Origin of the sequence: Idiomarina baltica OS145, assembly GCF_000152885.1 — a bacterium.
Taxonomy (GTDB): domain Bacteria; phylum Pseudomonadota; class Gammaproteobacteria; order Enterobacterales; family Alteromonadaceae; genus Idiomarina; species Idiomarina baltica.
On sequence record NZ_CH672404.1, the window covers coordinates 24,899 to 44,717 of the forward strand.

General features: G+C 49.6%; 20 protein-coding genes and 1 tRNA gene. 15 read left to right on the forward strand and 6 right to left on the reverse strand.

All coding sequences use genetic code 11. From position 1 onward, the window contains the following. The first annotated feature begins 29 nt into the window (after window positions 1-29). On the forward strand, window positions 30-1,643 hold the full coding sequence (locus OS145_RS03760; RefSeq protein ID WP_006954841.1) for an EAL domain-containing protein: 1,614 nt from the start codon (window positions 30-32) through the stop codon (window positions 1,641-1,643). 11 nt (window positions 1,644-1,654) lie between these two features. Here OS145_RS03760 and OS145_RS03765 read toward each other — a convergent pair. The 6 genes from OS145_RS03765 to flgA all read right to left on the reverse strand — a co-directional run bounded on the left by OS145_RS03765 (window position 1,655) and on the right by flgA (window position 5,121). Next, window positions 1,655-1,731 (reverse strand) — tRNA-Arg (locus OS145_RS03765). A gap of 55 nt (window positions 1,732-1,786) precedes the next feature. Continuing rightward, window positions 1,787-2,971 (reverse strand): flagella assembly protein FlgT, encoded by a 1,185-nt coding sequence (locus OS145_RS03770; RefSeq protein ID WP_006954842.1) that lies wholly within the window; start codon window positions 2,969-2,971, stop codon window positions 1,787-1,789. A 66-nt stretch (window positions 2,972-3,037) separates the two neighbouring features. Next, the gene (locus OS145_RS03775) at window positions 3,038-3,505 is read right to left on the reverse strand and encodes an LPP20 family lipoprotein (RefSeq protein ID WP_006954843.1); all 468 of its coding nucleotides are present in this window, start codon (window positions 3,503-3,505) and stop codon (window positions 3,038-3,040) included. A 63-nt stretch (window positions 3,506-3,568) separates the two neighbouring features. Then, window positions 3,569-3,973 (reverse strand): flagellar export chaperone FlgN, encoded by a 405-nt coding sequence (flgN, locus tag OS145_RS03780; protein WP_006954844.1) that lies wholly within the window; start codon window positions 3,971-3,973, stop codon window positions 3,569-3,571. Window positions 3,974-3,990: 17 nt separating this feature from the next. Then, window positions 3,991-4,326, reverse strand: coding sequence for a flagellar biosynthesis anti-sigma factor FlgM (gene flgM / locus OS145_RS03785; RefSeq protein WP_006954845.1), 336 nt, complete (start codon window positions 4,324-4,326; stop codon window positions 3,991-3,993). Window positions 4,327-4,419: 93 nt separating this feature from the next. Further along, a complete protein-coding gene (gene flgA, locus OS145_RS03790) occupies window positions 4,420-5,121 on the reverse strand; it encodes a flagellar basal body P-ring formation chaperone FlgA (protein ID WP_006954846.1) in 702 nt (233 codons plus the stop codon). 159 nt (window positions 5,122-5,280) lie between these two features. Between flgA and OS145_RS03795 the strand changes: the two genes are divergently transcribed. The 14 genes from OS145_RS03795 (at window position 5,281) to OS145_RS03860 (ending at window position 19,551) form a co-directional block, all read left to right on the forward strand. Then, window positions 5,281-6,228: a chemotaxis protein gene (locus OS145_RS03795; RefSeq protein WP_040487708.1), complete on the forward strand. Its 948-nt coding sequence runs from the start codon at window positions 5,281-5,283 to the stop codon at window positions 6,226-6,228. 16 nt (window positions 6,229-6,244) lie between these two features. Continuing rightward, the gene (locus OS145_RS03800) at window positions 6,245-7,084 is read left to right on the forward strand and encodes a CheR family methyltransferase (protein ID WP_006954848.1); all 840 of its coding nucleotides are present in this window, start codon (window positions 6,245-6,247) and stop codon (window positions 7,082-7,084) included. A gap of 54 nt (window positions 7,085-7,138) precedes the next feature. Further along, window positions 7,139-7,543: a flagellar basal body rod protein FlgB gene (gene flgB, locus OS145_RS03805; RefSeq protein WP_006954849.1), complete on the forward strand. Its 405-nt coding sequence runs from the start codon at window positions 7,139-7,141 to the stop codon at window positions 7,541-7,543. A gap of 10 nt (window positions 7,544-7,553) precedes the next feature. After that, complete coding sequence (gene flgC / locus OS145_RS03810) at window positions 7,554-8,006, forward strand: flagellar basal body rod protein FlgC (RefSeq protein ID WP_006954850.1); 453 nt, start codon at window positions 7,554-7,556, stop codon at window positions 8,004-8,006. 13 nt (window positions 8,007-8,019) lie between these two features. Next, window positions 8,020-8,703: a flagellar hook assembly protein FlgD gene (locus tag OS145_RS03815; protein WP_006954851.1), complete on the forward strand. Its 684-nt coding sequence runs from the start codon at window positions 8,020-8,022 to the stop codon at window positions 8,701-8,703. 15 nt (window positions 8,704-8,718) lie between these two features. Then, complete coding sequence (gene flgE / locus OS145_RS03820; protein WP_006954852.1) at window positions 8,719-10,119, forward strand: flagellar hook protein FlgE; 1,401 nt, start codon at window positions 8,719-8,721, stop codon at window positions 10,117-10,119. A gap of 151 nt (window positions 10,120-10,270) precedes the next feature. Then, window positions 10,271-11,014 carry a flagellar basal-body rod protein FlgF gene (gene flgF / locus OS145_RS03825; protein WP_006954853.1) on the forward strand — a complete coding sequence of 248 codons (744 nt, stop codon included), beginning with the start codon at window positions 10,271-10,273 and terminating at the stop codon, window positions 11,012-11,014. Window positions 11,015-11,035: 21 nt separating this feature from the next. Further along, complete coding sequence (gene flgG, locus OS145_RS03830; protein ID WP_006954854.1) at window positions 11,036-11,824, forward strand: flagellar basal-body rod protein FlgG; 789 nt, start codon at window positions 11,036-11,038, stop codon at window positions 11,822-11,824. A gap of 14 nt (window positions 11,825-11,838) precedes the next feature. Then, on the forward strand, window positions 11,839-12,513 hold the full coding sequence (gene flgH / locus OS145_RS03835) for a flagellar basal body L-ring protein FlgH (RefSeq protein ID WP_006954855.1): 675 nt from the start codon (window positions 11,839-11,841) through the stop codon (window positions 12,511-12,513). 18 nt (window positions 12,514-12,531) lie between these two features. Beyond that, the gene (locus tag OS145_RS03840; RefSeq protein ID WP_006954856.1) at window positions 12,532-13,632 is read left to right on the forward strand and encodes a flagellar basal body P-ring protein FlgI; all 1,101 of its coding nucleotides are present in this window, start codon (window positions 12,532-12,534) and stop codon (window positions 13,630-13,632) included. Next, entirely contained in the window at window positions 13,613-14,590 is a 978-nt protein-coding gene (flgJ, locus tag OS145_RS03845; RefSeq protein ID WP_006954857.1) for a flagellar assembly peptidoglycan hydrolase FlgJ, read from the forward strand. The genes OS145_RS03840 and flgJ overlap by 20 nt, the downstream gene beginning before the upstream one ends. 95 nt (window positions 14,591-14,685) lie before the next feature. Then, window positions 14,686-16,743 carry a flagellar hook-associated protein FlgK gene (flgK, locus tag OS145_RS03850; RefSeq protein WP_006954858.1) on the forward strand — a complete coding sequence of 686 codons (2,058 nt, stop codon included), beginning with the start codon at window positions 14,686-14,688 and terminating at the stop codon, window positions 16,741-16,743. Between the two features lie 6 nt (window positions 16,744-16,749). Next, window positions 16,750-17,964, forward strand: a complete 1,215-nt coding sequence (gene flgL, locus OS145_RS03855; RefSeq protein ID WP_006954859.1) for a flagellar hook-associated protein FlgL — start codon at window positions 16,750-16,752, stop codon at window positions 17,962-17,964. Window positions 17,965-18,363: 399 nt separating this feature from the next. After that, window positions 18,364-19,551, forward strand: a complete 1,188-nt coding sequence (locus OS145_RS03860) for a flagellin (protein ID WP_006954861.1) — start codon at window positions 18,364-18,366, stop codon at window positions 19,549-19,551. Window positions 19,552-19,819: the final 268 nt, after the last annotated feature.

The window sequence follows — 19,819 nt, forward strand, 5'->3', positions numbered from 1 at the left end:
GTGTAAAAAATGAGCTAAAGGAATAGTTTATGCACCAAACGTGTGAGCGTTATGAGATTTTTGATAATAGTCGCATCGCCATCGTCATTGTCGACAGCGACCGTATTGTCACGTTCGCAAACCAAGGTGCTCAAGATCTACTGGCAAATAAAGTCGATATTGGTAGGCAGCTTGGGGTGCACCTCCCAAATGATGATAAACAGTTTTTTTCAAGCTCCTTTCAGCCCAATGAAATAAGCGGACAGCCTATTTATTATTGCGCCATTGCCGTGGTCGATAACGGTGAGCAACACTTCTTGATTTATTTGCACCCGTTTAATATGAAGTTAAGCGGTACTGAGCATTTGCCGTTTTTGGCACAGCATGACCCATTAACCGGATTACCCAACCGTAATCAGTTTATAAAACGTCTTCAGCGGCACTGCTCATCAGACGCCTGTGAAAAAACACTGACCGCGGTTGTATTTATTGATTTAGATGGATTCAAAGCGATCAACGATAGCTTAGGTCACGAAATGGGCGATAAGCTATTACAAGTCGTGGCAGGGCGGATTCGGAATCAGTTGCGTAACTCCGATACGTTAACGCGATTAAGCGGTGATGAGTTTCTCATTATTCTTACCGGTTTAGAAGCGCGCCAAGATGCAGCAACGGTGACACAGCGTATCCTCGATGACCTTGCCCGACCGTACAAAATTGACAGTACTGATCTCTACATTACCGCAAGTGCTGGATTGACCTATTGTCAAGATCGCACGGCACGCGCAGAAATCATGATTCAGCAGGCCGACATTGCCATGTTTGAAGCTAAGCGCGCCGGCAGAAACACCTTCCAGTGGTTCGATAAAGCGCTCAATGATGAGGTGAACCGAGCACTATTAATTCGCAACACCGTGCAAAAAGGTCTCGATAAGCAACAATTTCATTTGGTCTATCAACCTCAAATTTGCCTTGAAGCAGAGACGGTCTGTGGCATCGAGGCACTAGTACGCTGGCGCCATCCCGATATTGACGGCTTATCGCCCGCCGAGTTTATCCCCATCCTCGAGAGTTCTGGCCAAATTATCCCGCTCAGTTATTGGATCATGCGCCAGGCTTTTAGTGATTGGCACAAAATAAAGCCTTACTTAGCTGAAGGAGCGCGTGTATCGGTGAATGTCTCAACGGTTCATATTTCACGTTCGGACTTCATCGAACAACTTGAGCGCGTCATGTTGGAGACAAACATCAAGCCCAGTGATATTAAGTTAGAAATCACCGAGTCAATGATGTTACGAAACGCGCAAACGGCTGTCGCGACGCTCGACAAATTAGCCGATAAAGGAATCGCGATCGCGCTGGATGATTTTGGTACAGGCTTCTCAAACTTGAGATACCTCACGCAAATGCCTATTTCGGACGTCAAGCTCGACCGTAGTTTTATCCGTGATATTGATACCCATAAAGCAAATCAAGCGATAGTGAGAGGTATCACCAGTATGTCTCATGAGCTAGGGCTTAAGATTGTTGCTGAAGGCGTGGAAACACTATCGGAAAAGGCAGAGGTCAAAAAACTTCAGGCAGACATTATGCAAGGTTATCTTGAAGCAACACCGCTGCGGTTTGAGCCGCTCATTGAGTTTTTAACAAAGCGTCATCAATAATTCAGTAAACCTGGCGTCCCCGGCAGGAGTCGAACCTGCGACCTGCCGCTTAGGAGGCGGCTGCTCTATCCTGCTGAGCTACGGGGACAACCGAGTGAGCTGGCAAAGTATGCCAGACTCAGATTAAGCTTTCCAGCCAACCACTATCTCGAACTCGTGTTTTTCGACACGGCGGGGATCACCCAATCGTTAATCTGCACATTGGTTAATACATCTGTATTGTCGAGAGAGGCGACTGCACTATCAGGCTGCACCTGTTCAACCGTAACGGTAAAACGACTGACCTGCCAGCGCTGACGAAAATGCCCCTGCGCGTCGACATAGTTGCTAGGATGAACCACCTTTAATGTGTCACCGACCTTCACCCCATGCGATGAGCCCAGGTTGACCTGGATCTTTTGCCGGTCATGCCAAACAACTCGACCACGCGTGGGTTTACACTGCACTTGCATCTGTATCCCTGTCGCCAGCTCTTCTAAGGATGAGGCAAGTGAGACACCAAATGGTGCGTTCCAAAACGTATTAGTCGCGACATCAACCTGAGCATTACGCGAGAACGTCCAAGGTTCAGCATCCTCGACGCGTGCGCGAGTAATGAGTTCGCCACTCATTGCGTCGAGCAAATACAGGGTGAGAGAAAAATGCCGTGTTGGTTGCTGATCGAATACGCCCAAGAATGCGTTGTTTTCGGTCACCGAAAGGTCGTCAAAAATACCTAAAATGACAAATTGACTGTCATTGGCGTACCCAATCTGGCGTCCGATACGACCGACTTCATTTAAGTTAAGTCCATCCAGTGCTGCCTGAAGTCCGGCATGACGTTTTAATGTATGAGTGACAAAAAGTTGCTCGCTTTGTCGAGCGATATCCCGTGCAAGATGCTGAGCCGCCACTTCACCCAAGTCCCACACCTGTCCGTACGCAGCATGTTCACGATTCGAAAATTCGAATGGGGCAATAGTGACACCGGCTTTGTAGCGTTGACCAGCACAACTGTCCTGATTAGACCAAATCTCGGTTTGAACGAGCACGAATACGCGACCATCTCGGGTTTCTTCACGCAAGACTTCAACTCGTTCAAGCTCTCCGGAAGCCGCGAGTTCAGTTTCTTGGTTTTGTATGACACCGTTAACAACCAGTTGATTCGAACGAATCGTACTTCCGGTCATCATCAACGCTTGCTGGAGTGCGTTCTCAATCGCCTGATCCCGAGCTGCCTGAGTATCTCCTCCCACAATGCGAGCACTACCTTCCACCTCAATGACACGGGCAAACACAGGGAGTGTCATAATTCCGACGATAATGCCAATAATCAACGTACGCAGCATAGAAAAACCTTTAATCAATGACCCTCAAGGGCTGTGTGATTAAAGTAAGCAAGAATTAGACCAGAATTAGTAGTAGACCACACGTTTAATGGTTTGCTTACGACTCGTACTCTCGTACAACTGATGCACCTTCGCAAAATCAAGACGCAGCTCAGTGGCATAATAATCGCCTACTGTGTAGGTTCGTACAACCTCAGCTCCGCGGATAACACCATCAACCGATGCTTGAAATTGGTCGTTGCCCAGCGACCAGTTTTGCACTGAGGTATTGCCGGAAATACGTTGACCATAAACTTGCTCGGCGAGCTCGCGATAGGCTTCGAGCTTGGATGCGCGCATTGCGGCGAGGTCTTTATGTTGAGGCGTTTCGCCAGGTTGCGCATCGATGGGGGCAAACCCCGTTGCCGTTAACACAGGAAAAGTATCGGGTGTTTTAGTTTCCCACTCAACGTATTGTTGGTCATGCACTAAACTACAACCGGATAGCGCCACCAACGTAGAAAATACGAACGCAATTGATGCTGACCGCTTCATACAAACCTCGTTAGAACCCATAAAGGATGATTACAAAGGTTAACGGCAACAGCGTAGAATTCTTTAGCGAATACGACCTTTAGAATCGTAAGTGACGGTATCGCCGCGGGCTTGGGAGGCATGACGAATAATCGTTTGCTTAAGCTGCTCGATATTAGAGAGTGTGCGGTTAACAACCTGCTCGTTAACATCGCTTTGCTGTTTTACACGCGCCAGTAAGTCATTAATGGTTCGCATTTGAGCAGCAAGCTCGTCGTCAGATTGAAGTAACGATTTATCAGGATGTTGCGCGATAAATGCGTCGTACTCTTGTAGTTGCTCAACAAGCGTCGCTTTGATGTCTGTCAATTCGGCTACGCGCGCATGCTCGCGCTCAACTACGGCGGTCAATTCATGGTGCTGACACTCGCGCAACTGTTCGAGCGTTTGTGTCATTAAATCGAGAACTTCAGTTAATGGGGTAGACATAAATGTATTACTGCGCCCTATGATTGTTTATCAGTATCAATGGAGTCGCCGAATAAGTCACCCTCAAACTGTGCCAGTTTTGACGCTAGGCGCTCAACGTCTACTTTATAGGAGCCGTTTTCGATTGCCGCTTTAATGCGGTCTACTTTCGCTTGATCGATGCCGCTACTGTTCATTGCTTTTTCCTGTAAAGCATTGATGTTTTTCGCTTCCGATGTCAACGACACCGACTCAGCACTTTTTTGCGTTGCGCTGTCGGTCTGACCATTACTGTTGCTAGACACTTGACGTTGTGTCTGTTTGGTGTCAATCGTATTGTTCTTAACACCGTTATTGTTGATATTAATTGCCATGATGAAACCTCATTAACTATACGTTCTCGATTTGCTATCGGCGTCGCGACACATAACTTTAGCTGAAAGTATAAAAAAACTACGTATATTTACCTACAAATTGACGGTAACTTCGTTTAAACCGGTCACTATCGCCTCTAACGACTTGTTTGAACGGACATTTTTCACGGCAACCGACTCACCTTGCAAGCCATCAGCAAGCGCTTCACCCGTCGCGGTAATTTTTAACGCTTTACTCTTAGCCACTATTGTAACCTGTTCTCCCTCGCATACAAGACATGTGTCACGCGCCTCAATGGCCTTACCCGCCGCAACTCGACGCTTAGTTCGCGAGCCAATCAGCAACTGATTATCTTCAAACAGGTTAGCACGCACTTGACTGACATCGACCTCCACTTGGGTTAAGTCGGAGGCGGCAATTAAGTGCCCCGGTTGCATCGGCGTCGCGGCTGCCCAAACGGTCTTGTAGCGATAAATACGGACGGGCACGTAAGTGCGCCACGCCGGTTGCGACTGGCATTTAATTTCTACCGTGGTATAACGTTCCAAAGAAGAGTTACGCGCGAAGTCAACTTGAGGTTCGTGGGCACACAGTTTGGGCGTCATACGTGGATCAAGTGAATTCGCTACAACTTCAACCCGACCGCTATCGGGTTGGACAATTTGTTGGTTTACAAAATTATCCGCCATGGCTTGTAACTGTTTATAGTTGTAAGTGTCGGAATCCGCCATGGCGACCGATGAGGTCAATATGAGAAAAATCGAACTGATTATCTGCAAGGTTCGTACTATCATACCAACTCCGTTTAAAGTTTTTGGTGACTCAGGCCGACAACAACCGTAATGGGTTGTTTTAGTCGTCAATCGATTGACACAGCCGCCTGAGAAAGACGCTTAACGGTATTGCAAGCAAAGAACATGCCAGCGCATGAAGCGCGGCAAACAGGAGCACACATGGCCAGTATCCTCGACTCGGTGAATCAACGTACACAAATGGTGGGTCAAAACCGCCTTGAACTGCTGCTATTTCGATTAGCAGGAAATCAACGGTTTGGCATCAACGTATTTAAAGTACGCGAAGTGTTACCCTGTCCACGCCTGACATCGATTCCTCGCCGTAATCGACTCGTGCGAGGTGTCGCGCATATTCGGGGACAAGCGATCTCCATCATTGATTTGAGTATGGCGACTGGCGGACCTGCAATTACCGATGTTGAAAATCGCTTTATTATCATTGCCGAGTACAACCGGACCGTACAGGGGTTCCTGGTCGGGGGCGTTGATCGCATTATCAATATCAACTGGGAAAACATCATGCCGCCGCCGAAGGGTACTGGGCGAGATGCTTATTTGACGGCCGTCACCGAGATAGAAGAAAAGCTCGTCGAGATTATTGACGTCGAACGGATTCTAGCCGACATCACGCCAGTCAATACGGATGTTAGTGACGAAGTTAAAAATCAACCGATTAATGTCTCGAAAGACAACCTGACGATTTTAATAACCGATGATTCCGCAGTGGCTCGTGGACAAATAAAGCGAGCGCTCGAATCATTGGAGATTCCACTGGAAGTTAAAAAGAACGGTAAAGAAGCGTTGGATTGGTTGAAAGAAAAAGCGCAAGAGGTGTCGGGTGATGTGCATCCACATGTTCCTGTTATCGTTTCCGATGTCGAAATGCCTGTTATGGATGGCTACACCTTAACCGCAGAAATAAAAGCCGATCCCCAATTGGCTGCGGTTCGTGTTATTCTACACACGTCGCTCAGTGGTGTGTTTAACCAAGCGATGGTTAAAAAAGTCGGTGCCGACGATTTCATCGCTAAATTTCATCCGGATGAACTCGCTTCGGCAGTTAAAAAGTGGCTCAATGAAGAGAATATTGTCGCTGATGTCGATTAATGGATTAATGCAGTAAATGACGAGTAATAAAGAACTCAACACAGCAGAGTATCAAGAGTTTAGACAATTTTTAGAGCATCAATGCGGGATCGTATTAGGTGACAACAAACTGTATCTAGTTAAAAGCCGGCTATCACCGTTGATGAGCCGCTTTAGTATCGACTCGCTGTCAGAACTCGTCAAACGCTCAATGAAAATCAGCGAACGCGCTTTACGATCCGCCGTGATTGATGCAATGACCACGAACGAAACGCTCTGGTTTCGAGACAGTTACCCATTTGAAATCCTCGCCAATCGCATTTTCGACGTGTATAAAAATGAAACCAGGCCGTTAAAAATTTGGTCGTCCGCTTGTTCAAGCGGCCAAGAGCCTTATTCTATCGCGATGACATACCTCGAATATAAAGCGCGCAACCCCGGTGCGCTAAAAGGCGGGATTAAAATCACTGCGACTGACATATCAAATAAGGTACTTGAACAATGTGCCAAAGCTGAATATGACAGTTTAGCTATCGTCCGAGGTTTATCTCCCGAACGACGTAAGCGATTTTTTGAAGACGGCGCTAAGCCCGGCGTTGCCGTACTTAAAAATGAAGTGAAGCAGTTTGTTCAGTTTCGTCATTTAAACTTGCTCGACAGCTATGCCTTGCTTGGCAAGTTTGATGTTATTTTTTGCCGAAATGTATTGATTTACTTTTCGGCGGCAATTAAACGGCAAATCATTGCCCAATTTAAGCAATCCCTCAATCCTAACGGCTACTTGTTTCTTGGTGCGTCTGAGTCGATATCTGGCTTAACTGACGACTTTGACATGATCCGCTGTAACCCCGGCATTATATACCAGCGCAAAAATTAAGCTTGGCATGAATCGTGCATTATGTTTCTCACCTAATACGTGGGAGACAAAATTATGGCACTCAGCATGGATAAGTTGCTCGGTATTCAGCAATACACGCTGGGTATTCGTACCCAGCGCGCCGAGCTTATTGCAAACAACATTGCCAACGCCGACACCCCAGGCTACAAAGCCAAGGGGCTCGACTTTCAACAAGCACTAGCACAAGCCCAACGTGGCATTCAGAGCCACTCACTCGCGCGTACCCACGAAAAGCATTTTTCGGTTGAAATCAGCCCACAAGGTCAAGAAAAGTTCCGCGTTCCCTCACAACCGGATACCGGTGATGGCAACACCGTCGATGTGCAAGTGGAACAAAACTTGTATGCCAAAAACGCATTGGAATACGAAATGACCATGAACTTCCTCAACGGCAAGATCAGTGGTGTCAAAAAAGCGTTAGGCAGTGGCCAAGCATAGGAACTAACCCATGAGTCTATTCAACATTTTTAACATCAGTGGATCGGCAATGAGCGCACAGTCCGTGCGCTTAAATACAACCGCCAGCAATTTAGCGAATGCTAACTCGGTAAGCAGCAGTATCGACGAAACCTACCGCGCGCGAAGCCCGATCTTTGCGGCAGCACTATCGGATGCAAGCGGCAAATACCACGGCACCGAGCTGACCAACCAAACTCAAGCCGGCCAGTCGGCAGGGGTCAAGGTCTTAGGCGTCGTGGAAAGCGATAAACCGCTGCAAATCGAATACGCCCCTAACCATCCGATGGCGGATAAAAACGGGTACATCTATCGCTCCAACGTCAACACGATGGAAGAAATGGCAAACATGATTTCCGCCTCACGCTCGTATCAAACGAACGTACAAGTTGCGGATACTGCAAAAACCATGACTCAGCGCTTGTTGCGCTTAGGTCAAGGCTAACAGGAGATAACCGATGGACGGTGTAAGCAATAACTCTTATATCGATAGCATGCGCTGGCGACGAGAAGAAGGGGCAGAAGCCGCGGACCCGTCGGAACAGCAAAAGCTCGAGCAGGAGGACTTTTTTAAGCTACTGACCGAACAGCTCAACATGCAAGACCCGACGAAGCCCGTCGACAATGATCAAATGATCTCACAGATGACGAGCTTCTCAATGGCCGAAGGCATTAGTCAGCTTTCCAGTCAGTTTACTCAGTTTACCCAAAACATGAGTTCAAATCAGGCGCTGCAGGCATCGACCATGGTGGGCCGCGATGTGCTGGTGCCATCCAACAAAACCTTTGTTGAGTCGGGCGGAACTGCGACCGGCGCCATTGCGCTTGAGCAATCCGGCTATGGGACGAAGGTCACCATCAAAGATAAAGTGGGTCAGGTGGTTGATGTCATTGACCTCGGCGATATGTCGCAAGGGCTTCATGACTTTAGCTGGGATGGCACTAACTCAGCAGGCGAACCGGTCCCCGAAGGCGTGTATAGCATGACAGCACAAAGCACGATGGGGGGTGAGCGGGTCGAAGTGCCATTACAAATGCGTGCCAAAGTTCAAAGCGTCAGCATGGGCAACGGCGAGGGAGTTGTACTTAACCTCAAAGGCCTAGGCGGCATCAAATTTAATCAAGTTTCAGAGATAAGCTAACAAGCGAGGTGACTTATGTCATTCAATATAGCACTTAGCGGGATTTCATCCGCTCAAAAAGATCTGGATGTCACCGCGAACAACGTGGCGAACGTTCGTACGACTGGCTTTAAAGGTTCGCGCGCAGAGTTCGCCGACGTCTTTGCCAACAATATTTTCAGTGGCTCCGACCAACAGACCGGTAACGGCTCTGCGACCGCCTCTGTTGCGCAACAGTTCAGCCAGGGCACGCTTAACTTTACCCAGAACTCACTGGATATGGCGATAAGCGGTAATGGCTTCTTCGCGACCACATCAGGTATCGCGCAGCAAGACTTTACCTACACTCGTGCCGGCGCATTTAAACTTAACGATGACAGCTACATCGTTAACAACCAAGGCCGGTTCTTGCATGGCTTCCCAGTCGATAGTGCCAGCGGTGCAACTCAATCAACGTCACTTGCCGCATCCGGACCGATCCGTATTCCCGATTCAGCCGGTGCACCGTCAGCGACCGAAAACCAATACCAATCATTTAACCTTGATGCGCGTGCACCAGGTATTGATGTTAGCAATGGGTTTAATCCAGAGGATCCGACGTCGTACACCTCGTCCACCTCAACCACAATTTATGACTCCTTAGGTGAGTCGCATGTGATGACAACCTACTATGTAAAACGTAACGCGGCAGATGTCGGCGGTCAGGAAAACGTGTGGGATGTTTACAATACAGTCGATGGTCAAATGGTCGACACCAATCCATCACAAGGTTATACCGGTGCACCAAGCTATGAGCCTTCACCGGGCGACGGTGTTGATAATACCGTATCGAGCCAGCGTATCGTATTTGACCAAAGCGGCTCACCGGTGGGCGTGCCAAATCCAGGCGGCTATAACCTCGACAGCGATACTTTCCCACCGGCAAGCATCTCGCTAGCCAATGTGTTAAGTAATGGCGCCGATACCTCGCAAAACGTACAGATCTTCTACCGCGATCGTCTCGATCAAGGCGGAGACACAGCGCCCACTCAGTTCGCTTCAGATTTTAGCGTCAACCTACTTGAACAAGATGGTACAACGGTTGGTCGTTTAACCAACATCGACATTGCGGAAGACGGCCTGATTTCAGCGAGCTACTCAAACGGTGACGTTCAATACTTAGGCAAAGTAGCGTTAGTGCGTTTTGCCAACGAACAGGGTTTGACCCAGCTCGGTGATGCGTCTTGGTCAGAAAGTCAGTCGTCAGGTATCGCGACCTCGGGTGAAGCAAACTCAGGCGTATTTGGCACCATCGAAGCTTCGGCACTGGAAAACTCAAACGTTGATTTGACCAAAGAATTGGTTGATCTGATTTCTGCACAGCGTAATTTCCAAGCCAACTCACGTTCGCTTGAAATCAATAACAGCTTGCAACAGAACATCTTACAGATTCGTTAATCAATGACGAAGGCTTGAGAGCATACAGTAAGGCTTGCTTCGGCAAGCCTTTTTTTATGTTGACCACCTATTTTGTAGGGAATGCCTCTATTTTGGCACGAACTCTGCATAGCTAGTACCCAGATGACAAATTTTTGGCTGGAGGTCAGCGATGGATAAAATGCTGTGGATTGCCATGAGTGGTGCCAACGAGAACATGAAAGCCGTCTCGGTACGCGCCAACAATTTGGCTAACACCAACACCACCGGATTTAAAGCAGATCTAGAGCAAGCTCGCTCAATGCAGGCCTTTGGTGAAGGACTGCCAACGCGGGTCTTTTCGATGACAGAAAGCCCGGGGCAAAATTTTGCCGAAGGCCCGATTCGCACTACCGGACGTAATCTTGACGTGGCTATCAACGGCCAAGGCTGGATAGCGGTCCAGGATGCCAATGGTAACGAGCGCTACACCCGCAACGGGAGTTTAGAAATTGACGCTGGCGGAATGTTGCGTACTTCATCAGGTGATCCTGTCATGGGCGACGCCGGTCCAGTGCTCATTCCAATGCCGATTGACTCGCTCACCATTGGTCGCAATGGCAATATCTCGATTCGCCCACAAGGTGCACCGGAAGACGCGAACGAAATTGTTGATCGAATTAAATTGGTTAACCCGCCGCTTAACAATGTTGAAAAGACCACGGATGGATACTTTGCATTAAAAGACGGTCAGCAAGCGCTGGCGGACGCTAACGTCAAACTTGAGGTGGGGGCGTTAGAGGGAAGCAACGTCAATGCAATTGGTGAAATGACGAGCATGATAGCGCTTCAGCGCCAATACGAAATGAACGTCAAAATGATGAAAACCGCTGATGAGAACGCTCAGCGTTCAGCAACATTGATGCGCATGAGCTAACGCGTGTCGAGGAGATAGATTATGAACCCCGCATTATGGATTAGTAAAACCGGACTCGACGCACAACAGCGCGACATTTCGGTGATTTCGAATAACTTAGCAAACGCCAGTACCGTGGGCTTTAAAAAAAGCCGCGCGATTTTCGAAGATCTACTCTATCAAAATATTAATCAACCAGGCGGCCAATCAGCGCAGGACGTAGAACTCCCCAATGGCTTGATGCTCGGTGCTGGTACTAAAGTCGTAGCAACCCAAAAATCCCATACGCAAGGTAATGTCCAGACGACCGATAACTCGCTCGACGTGATGATCAATGGCAAGGGGTTCTTCCAAGTATTGATGCCCGATGGAACCTTATCCTACACACGTAATGGTCAGTTCTCAGTAAACGAGGAGGGGACTCTGGTTACCTCGGGCAACGGTTATCCTATTGAACCTCAGATTCAGATCCCAGAAGACGCTATCTCACTGAGTATCTCACAGGAAGGGGAAGTCACCGTACGTCAGCCTGGTAATGCGCAAAACGCTGTTATCGGTCAGTTGAACCTAGCCAGCTTTATTAATCCCGCGGGCCTCGAGCCCATCGGACAAAACCTCTATAAAGAAACCGCAGTCAGCGGCGCACCACAAGAGTCCGTGCCCGGTGTCGATGGTGTCGGTAATGTGCGTCAGGGAATGCTAGAAACATCGAATGTGAACGTCACAGAAGAACTGGTTAATCTTATTGAAGCGCAACGGGGCTACGAGATGAATTCAAAAGTCATTTCATCGGTGGACCAAATGTTGAGCTACATTAATCAGCAGTTATAACGGTGGAGGTGAGTATGCGCCTGATTATCATGGCCGGGGTTTTAGTGACATTGGCTGCTTGCAGTAGCAACCAGCCAGCACCGATGCCGAATGACCCATACTACGCGCCCGTACTGCCCGAGGAACGTGCAGAACCGGTCGTACCGACGGGTTCACTGTATCAAGCGCAGTACTCCGATAATATGTATTCAGACATCAAAGCGCGTCGATTAGGCGACATTATTACGGTTACCCTTCAAGAGCGTACGACGGCGAGTAAATCGGCGAACGCACAGACCACGAAGGAGAGTAATGTTGACCTACCGGTACCTACGATCCTCGGGCAAGCGGCGACCATTAATGGCAACCCCATTTCTGCCAACTTAGGAGGAACGCGCGATTTTACCGGTGATGCAACCGCTGACCAGAGCAATAGACTATCGGGCGAGATTACCGTGACCGTGATTCGAACGCTGGCGAACGGTAACCTAATTGTGCGTGGCGAGAAATGGTTACGCATTAACACCGGTGACGAGTATATTCGGTTGACGGGTATTATTCGCCCACAAGATGTCAGCGCTGATAACACCATTCCGTCTACTCGCGTGGCGAACGCGCGTATCGAATACAGTGGCACCGGTAGTCTGGCTTCGACTCAAGAGCAAGGCTGGCTCACTCGTTTCTTTAACAGCAGTTATTGGCCGTTTTAACGGATAAGGAGACGCGCTGTGAACTTTCTTAAAGTGATGTTACTTGGACTTGCCATCATGGGTCAGTTAGTGCTGCCGGTGCAAGCATCACGCATCAAAGATATTGCCTCTGTCGCAGGCATTCGTTCAAACCAACTTATCGGCTATGGCTTAGTGGTGGGTCTACCCGGTACGGGTGAGCAAACACCTTTTACCGATCAGACGTTCCGAACCATGCTCGGCAACTTTGGTATCAACGTACCCCAAGGTCAGCGTCCAAAAATTAATAACGTGGCGGCGGTGGCTGTGCATGCCGAAATTCCCGCATTTGCCAAACCGGGTCAAAAAATCGACGTCACCGTATCCTCCGTGGGGAGCGCTGATAGCTTAACCGGCGGCACGCTATTGCAAACCTTTTTGAAAGGCGCCAACGGTGAAGTCTATGCTGTTGCGCAGGGTAGCCTTATTGTTGGCGGCTTGGGCGCAGAGGGCAGCGATGGTTCTAAAATTGTAATCAATACGCCTACCGTCGGCCGTATTCCGGGCGGCGCTATTGTCGAGCGTGAGATCCCCACCGCATTTGCGCAAGGCGACTACTTTACCTTTAATCTGCATGATTCCGATTTTACCACGGCCAAACGTGTCGCTAACACGATCAATGGTTTAGTGGGTGAGGGCATGGCGCAAGCCATTGATGCAACGTCGATTCGTGTTAAAGCACCGCGTGATTTAAGTCAACGAGTGAGCTACATGTCAACGCTTGAAAACTTGCAAGTTGAACAAGCGATGGCGGCGGCGAAAATTATTATCAACGCCCGCACGGGCACAATCGTAGTGGGTCAAAACGTTGAGTTACGTCCAGCCGCGGTGGCACATGGCAACATGCAAGTGACTATCACCGAGGACATGCAAGTCGACCAGCCCAATCCGTTTGGTCAAGGTGATACTGCGGTCACCCCACAGAGTGTGGTCGATATACAGCAGGAAGATGCGCGGATGTTTGTGTTTAATCCAGGCACCACATTGAACGATTTGGTGCGAGCGGTAAATCAAGTCGGCGCGGCCCCTGGCGATATCATCGCCGTACTGGAAGCCTTAAAGCAAGCAGGAGCTATTTCCGGTGAGCTCATCGTTATTTAATACCGACGCCACTCGCTTGTATGACCTTGCGCCCAAAGCGCAAGGTACTGGAGCCGTGCTTGATAACCACGCGCTCGACAACCTTCGTGAACAAGCCTTTGGTGACGACAAAGAGCAAGCCCTGCGCGAGGCGGCGAAACAGTTCGAAGCGATTTTCTTAAACATGGTCATGGGAAGCATGCGTAAAGCCAACGATGTGTTTGCGGAAGGCAACATGCTCAATAGCCGCTACACAAAGATGTACCGCGACATGTATGACCAACAACTCACGTCAGAATTATCAAATCAGGGGTCACTCGGACTCGCGGATCTGATGGTTCAGCAACTGAGCAAGCAAGGTGGATTTGATACGCAACAACGGGTTGGCGCAAAACTCGATGACCCAAGAGCTGCGGTCGTGAATAATCGATCCACTCGCTTAAGTGACCAAGGCGGGCGTCCTGTCGGGTTGTTTTACGGAGACACCCGCGTGAATACACTCAATATTGGTGATCAAGCACAACACATTTCCAGCCAAAATGACTTCATCGATGCTTTAAGACCACAAGCCGAAGCGGTTGCCAAAGAAACCGGCTTACCCGCCAAAGCATTGATCGCTCAAGCGGCGTTAGAAACAGGCTGGGGACAGCGCATGGTACCGGGACGGCATGGCGGCTCGAGTAATAATCTGTTTAATATTAAGGCTGATAGCCGTTGGCAAGGCGAACAGTCGCATGTAAACACTTTAGAGTTTGATGGCCACCAAGCCAACAAGCAACGCGCGGCATTTCGTAGTTACCAAAATATTGAGCAAAGTTTACACGATTATGCTAGTTTCATAACAGAACATCCGCGTTATCAACAAGCCGTCGCAGCGGCCGAGGATCCCGCCCAATATATCGAGCAATTACAGAGCGCGGGCTATGCAACGGATCCTAACTACGCCAACAAGGTTAAGTCCATTATGCAACGGTTATAAGCGGCAACTCATTGCCGCTTTACGTAATTTTACACTTAACTTTTTGCTGTTTCTGTCGATAACCGTAATAGACGAAGTATTAGGAGCGACCATTTATGGCGTCATTTGATTTATTGACCAAAGGACAAACTGCGGTTTTAGCGCATCAACGCGCACTCGCGATCACCGGGCAGAACATCAACAACATCAATAACCCGGACTACGTGCGTGAGCGAGCAGAGTATGTCAGTAATCCCTTTGGGGGCTTACGGGGTGTCGAATCGCGCCGCATGATCGACGAATACATTGTTGGTCAATTGAACCGCTCCCATATGGATGTCGCCTTTCAAAACGGTAAACTCGATCAAGCCGAGCCACTCGATTCACTGTTAGGAAACACTGAAAGCAGTATCAATAGTGCAGTGACCAGTTTCTTTAACAGTGTGCAAGATGCCAATAACGATCCCAGCTCATTGACCAATCGCCAAGTCGTGATCAGCGAAGCCGAGGGGTTAATGACACGCATGAGCGACTTTTCTCGTTACTTAAATGATCAAGAGAACATTGTGAACGAGCGTGTGCGTGACTCTGTTCAGCAGATTAACACCTTGTCGAAGAATATTGCCGAGCTCAATAATGAGCTCAAGTTCGGCTCATCTAACGTCAAAGGCTTTGATGCCAACTCACTGCGAAACCAACGCGACCAACAGCTAGAAGAGCTGTCTAAGTTAGTATCGTTTGACGTAGTCAAAAGCGATTCTGACGCGGTGCAAGTCAACTTAAAGAATGGCGTACCATTGGTATTAAAAGATGGTCGTTATAACATGATCACGGCGAACAGCCAGCCGGATACCGGTCGCGTTGAAATTCAAATTGAGTCGACGAATAGCTCCGATCCCACCAAGTTTTATCTCAAGCCAGATCAGCTAGGTTCTGCGCTTGGTGGTTACATGGATTACCGCGATAATCAGCTGCTTCCCGCGCAACGTCGCATCGGTCAAATGGCGTTACGTATCGCCGACACCATGAATTCGCAAAACCAAAAGGGCATGGATCTCGACAACCAACTCGGGCAAAAACTGTTTGACCTCAGTAGCACCCCCGTGCGCGCTCTGGATTTTGAAGAAAACACCGGCAATGCCAATATTAATGTGGGCCTGTTAGAAGGTAACAGTGCCAAACTGACATCAGACAACCTGCTGATCACAAAAACCGGTGCCGACACCTTTACGGTGCAAGCCGCCGATAACCAAGGGCGTGCCATCAAAAATGCACCTGAAGTGACCATAAGTACCGCCGGCAACCCCAGCGCCATCGCTGTTGAAGAATATGGCATTGAGCTGACGTCGGCGAATTTTAGCGCCGCAAGCGACGGCGATAAATTCCTCGCCAAACCGGTCGAAGACATCGCGGGCGATATTGCCGTGGCAATTAGCCGTCCAGAAGACCTAGCGCTTGCAAAGCCGGTACGTGTCAGCGATGACCTTGAAAACCAAGGCTCGGCTAACATTGAATTGGAGTCTATCAACGGCACCAGTAACTTCTTCGATGCCGCTGGCAAAACACTCGCCGACGGTGCCCCAACCGGCGTCGCGGTCGATGCCGTCAACAGTGATGGCACGTTCGATGTAACGCTGAGTCGCAAAAATGGCAGTGACATCACATTAACGGGTTTAAGTGACCTTAAAAACCTAGCGCAGCAAGCCAACGACCAAGCGGCGGCCAACGGCAACCCGGCACCCTTTGCAGGGTCACCGCTCGACTACGATATCAGTATCAATGGTCAGCCTGCTGCGGGCGATAGCTATTCAATTGAATACAATACCGATGGCTTTGATGACAATCGCAATGGCGAAGCCTTTACCGAGCTACAACAAAACGCGCAGCTACGTCGTTCGTCAGCCGACAGCGACGATGCCAACATGACCTTCGCAGAAGGCTACTCACGCGTGGTATCTGATATTGGTAGCTACGTTCAACAAACGCGCACACGCCGCGATGCAGCGCAAGCCATCGAAGCACAAACACAAGCGATGTATGAAGCAAAATCGGGCGTCAATCTAGAGGAAGAAGCCGCCAACTTGATTCAGTTCGAACGCGCGTATAACGCCGCCGCTCGAATCATCACCGTCGCACAACGTACGTTTGACAGCCTGTTAAACGCAGTGGGGTAATAAACGATGCGTATTAGCACTAACTTAATGTTTCAACGTGGACTCGACTCACTACAGCGCTCCGAGAGCGCGCTGTATAAAGTGCAGCAACAGCTCACTCGTCAGACCAAAATACTGTCACCATCAGATGACCCGATTGCTAACTCGCAAGTCATGAACCTCAACAATGCGCTGGCGCAGAACGAGCAATTCATGCGCAACAGTACCAGCCTCGAGGCCAACTTACGCCAATCAGAGGCCAACCTCGATGGCGTAAACAGTGGCCTGCAACGCGCGCGCGAACTCGCCGTTGGCGTCGTGAATGGCAGTTATAGCGCCGACGATCGCAAAGCCGTTGCAAAAGAGCTACGCGCTATCGAAAAGCAATTGGTTGACCAAGCCAACGCCCGCGATGCACAAGGCGAATACATGTTCGCCGGCTTTCAAAGCCGCAAAGAGCCCATGCAATACAACGCGAGCACCCAAAGCTACCAATACGTAAGCGACCAAGGGGCGCGTAACATACAGCTCACCCCCAACCTCAAACTCGCCGCCAACGAACCCGGTAGCAAACCGTTTGCCAACGTATCACAACGCGTCGACATCAACGTCGAAAGCGGCCAAAACCTCGTCGGCGAACTGCGCGTAAGCAACCGCGAGCAATTCACCGACTTTACCGAGCAACAACAAAGTAACGGCAACCCACGCGACTTTAACATCAGCTTTGACGGCGCCGGCAACTACAGTATCGACGACACCAGCGGTAATAACCTCGCCAGCGGCGCCATTACCGATGGCAAAATCAGCTTTAACGGCATGGACATCACCCTCGCTGAAGACGCAAGCCCCAGCGCAAGCGATACCATCCAAATCAGTAATGGAGAACCCATCGGCCGTAACCCCATCACGCTAGTGAGCGACCTCGCCGCCGCACTCGAAGGCAAAGGCACCAACGGCCAATGGGAAGACGAAGCCAGCTGGGCGCTCGACGATCTCAACAAAGCCATGGACAACGTCGTCGGCACCCAAGCCGACATCGGCGCCCGCATGAACGTCATGGAATCCGCACGCACCCAACTCCGCGATGCCGACGTCGTGAACCAAACCGCCCGCGCCGAACTCGCCGACGTCGACTACAACGAAGCCGTCACCGAACTAGTCAAGAACGAAACCCTATACCAAGCATCACAACAAGTGTTTTCGCGTATCAATCAACTGAGCTTGTTTGATTACGTCCAATAAACTTTGAGCTTGGATGCGGGCTGCGCCCGCAGGCTGTGATGGCGCTCGCTGCGCTTGCGCCAGGCCTTGCTTGCCTGTGCTTCGCACGGCAAGGCTGTGTAAGAGCAAAATAAATGCGGGCCCTCGCTCGTACACAGCCGCATGGCGCGAAGCGCACATGCGCAAAGCCTGCGGCAAGCGCAGCGAGCCGCATCCAAACCTGGCGGCGAAGCCGCCATCCCCACTAAAAACCCGCGCTAAAAAAAATTAAAATTTTTTCTAAAGGATCCCAACCCCCCGCCGATACCCCTTGTGAGAGGAAATTTTAACCAGGCAAAAAACAAGCCTACCCTTCCTCCAGCTTGGCGACACAATATTGGTAACACCAAGCTTTTGTATCAAACTAAGGGAGCATGAAAAATGGCTTTATACGTAAATACTAACGTCAGCTCGATCAATGCACAGAATCAGCTGGTAAAATCAGGCAACTCGCTTGACCAAGCTTTCCAACGTTTGTCGTCAGGCCTCCGTATTAACAGCGCGGCAGACGACGCAGCTGGTCTACAAATCTCAAACCGTCTGACCTCACAGGTCAACGGCCTAAACGTAGCCACCCGTAACGCAAACGACGGTATTTCACTTGCTCAGACCGCTGAAGGTTCATTACAAGAGTCTACTAACATCCTACAGCGCATGCGTGAATTGGCGTTGCAGTCTGCCAATGGATCGAATTCGTCAGCAGACCGACAAGCCCTTAATAAGGAAATTGGCGCTTTAAAAAGCGAGCTAACTAGAATCTCCGACAATACTGCATTCGGTGGTTCAAAAATCCTCGATGGAAGCTTTGGTACTAAGGAGTTTCAAATAGGCTCTGAAGCCAACGAGACTATTTCGTTGACTTTGGACGATTACGATGCTTCTAATCTTGGTGGTGTTGGGGCAAAAGGAAAGACTGTTACAGATGCTTTCGACGCAACTGTTTTAGGTGATGCCGCAGAGACATTAACATATGCAATCACTGACAGCGACGGAAATACTAATTCGTTTGAGGTCTCCATTGCAGCTGGTGACGGCAGTGATGCTTTAATCGAAAAGGTAAATGCTAAAGCTAATGAGTTTGGCGTTTACGCAGTTGACGATGGTTCTGGCGGGGTAGACTTAGAAGCTTCCAACAGCGTTACCGCCATAACAGTAGATTCAGATCTGGGTGCCAATAGCTCATATGGTGATGCATCCAGCGCACCTATAAGTTTAAGTATCGGAGCAGCGGACTCTTTAGCAAGCCCCAAAGCAGGAGGTGTAGAATCGATAGATGTCTTGAGTGTCGAAAATGCTCAGACAGCTGTTGGAGTAATAGATCAAGCCATCGCGGACATTGATTCTAAACGTGCAGATTTAGGTGCATTTCAGAACCGGATGCAGAGCACGATCTCTAACTTGAGCACAATCTCTGAAAACGTATCAGCTGCGCGTTCACGTGTTCGTGATGCAGATTTCGCGGCAGAGACAGCGAAGCTGACTCAGGCGCAGATCATTCAGCAGGCGTCTACTACTATCCTGGCGCAGGCGAACCAGCGTCCACAGGCTGCTTTGTCACTGTTGGGATAATCCTTTATTGGAGAACCAGCGACGACTTAAACAGTCTTACGCAATACAAGCGGCTCCTTCGGGGGCCGTTTTTTTTGCTCTGAGCTTGGATGCGGGCTGCGCCCGCAGGCTTTGATGTTACTCGCTACGCTCGTAACAGGCTTTGCTTGCCTGTGCTTCGCACGGCAAGGCTGTGTACGGGCAGCTTGTGCACAGCCGCATGGCGCGAAGCGCACATGCACACAGCCTGCGGCAAGCGAAGCGAGCCGCATCCCAGCCTGGCGGCGAA

Bases quoted from the DNA above. Each gene is read 5' to 3' on its own strand.
- flgC (WP_006954850.1), top strand. From the start codon at position 7,554: ATGAGTCTATTCAACATTTTTAACATCAGTGGATCGGCAATGAGCGCA.
- flgN (WP_006954844.1), bottom strand. From the start codon at position 3,973: ATGTCTACCCCATTAACTGAAGTTCTCGATTTAATGACACAAACGCTC.
- OS145_RS03770 (WP_006954842.1), bottom strand. From the start codon at position 2,971: ATGCTGCGTACGTTGATTATTGGCATTATCGTCGGAATTATGACACTC.
- flgE (WP_006954852.1), top strand. From the start codon at position 8,719: ATGTCATTCAATATAGCACTTAGCGGGATTTCATCCGCTCAAAAAGAT.
- OS145_RS03775 (WP_006954843.1), bottom strand. From the start codon at position 3,505: ATGAAGCGGTCAGCATCAATTGCGTTCGTATTTTCTACGTTGGTGGCG.
- OS145_RS03795 (WP_040487708.1), top strand. From the start codon at position 5,281: ATGGCCAGTATCCTCGACTCGGTGAATCAACGTACACAAATGGTGGGT.
- flgF (WP_006954853.1), top strand. From the start codon at position 10,271: ATGGATAAAATGCTGTGGATTGCCATGAGTGGTGCCAACGAGAACATG.
- OS145_RS03860 (WP_006954861.1), top strand. From the start codon at position 18,364: ATGGCTTTATACGTAAATACTAACGTCAGCTCGATCAATGCACAGAAT.
- OS145_RS03800 (WP_006954848.1), top strand. From the start codon at position 6,245: ATGACGAGTAATAAAGAACTCAACACAGCAGAGTATCAAGAGTTTAGA.
- flgG (WP_006954854.1), top strand. From the start codon at position 11,036: ATGAACCCCGCATTATGGATTAGTAAAACCGGACTCGACGCACAACAG.
- flgL (WP_006954859.1), top strand. From the start codon at position 16,750: ATGCGTATTAGCACTAACTTAATGTTTCAACGTGGACTCGACTCACTA.
- flgH (WP_006954855.1), top strand. From the start codon at position 11,839: ATGCGCCTGATTATCATGGCCGGGGTTTTAGTGACATTGGCTGCTTGC.
- flgA (WP_006954846.1), bottom strand. From the start codon at position 5,121: ATGATAGTACGAACCTTGCAGATAATCAGTTCGATTTTTCTCATATTG.
- flgK (WP_006954858.1), top strand. From the start codon at position 14,686: ATGGCGTCATTTGATTTATTGACCAAAGGACAAACTGCGGTTTTAGCG.
- flgM (WP_006954845.1), bottom strand. From the start codon at position 4,326: ATGGCAATTAATATCAACAATAACGGTGTTAAGAACAATACGATTGAC.
- flgB (WP_006954849.1), top strand. From the start codon at position 7,139: ATGGCACTCAGCATGGATAAGTTGCTCGGTATTCAGCAATACACGCTG.
- OS145_RS03815 (WP_006954851.1), top strand. From the start codon at position 8,020: ATGGACGGTGTAAGCAATAACTCTTATATCGATAGCATGCGCTGGCGA.
- OS145_RS03760 (WP_006954841.1), top strand. From the start codon at position 30: ATGCACCAAACGTGTGAGCGTTATGAGATTTTTGATAATAGTCGCATC.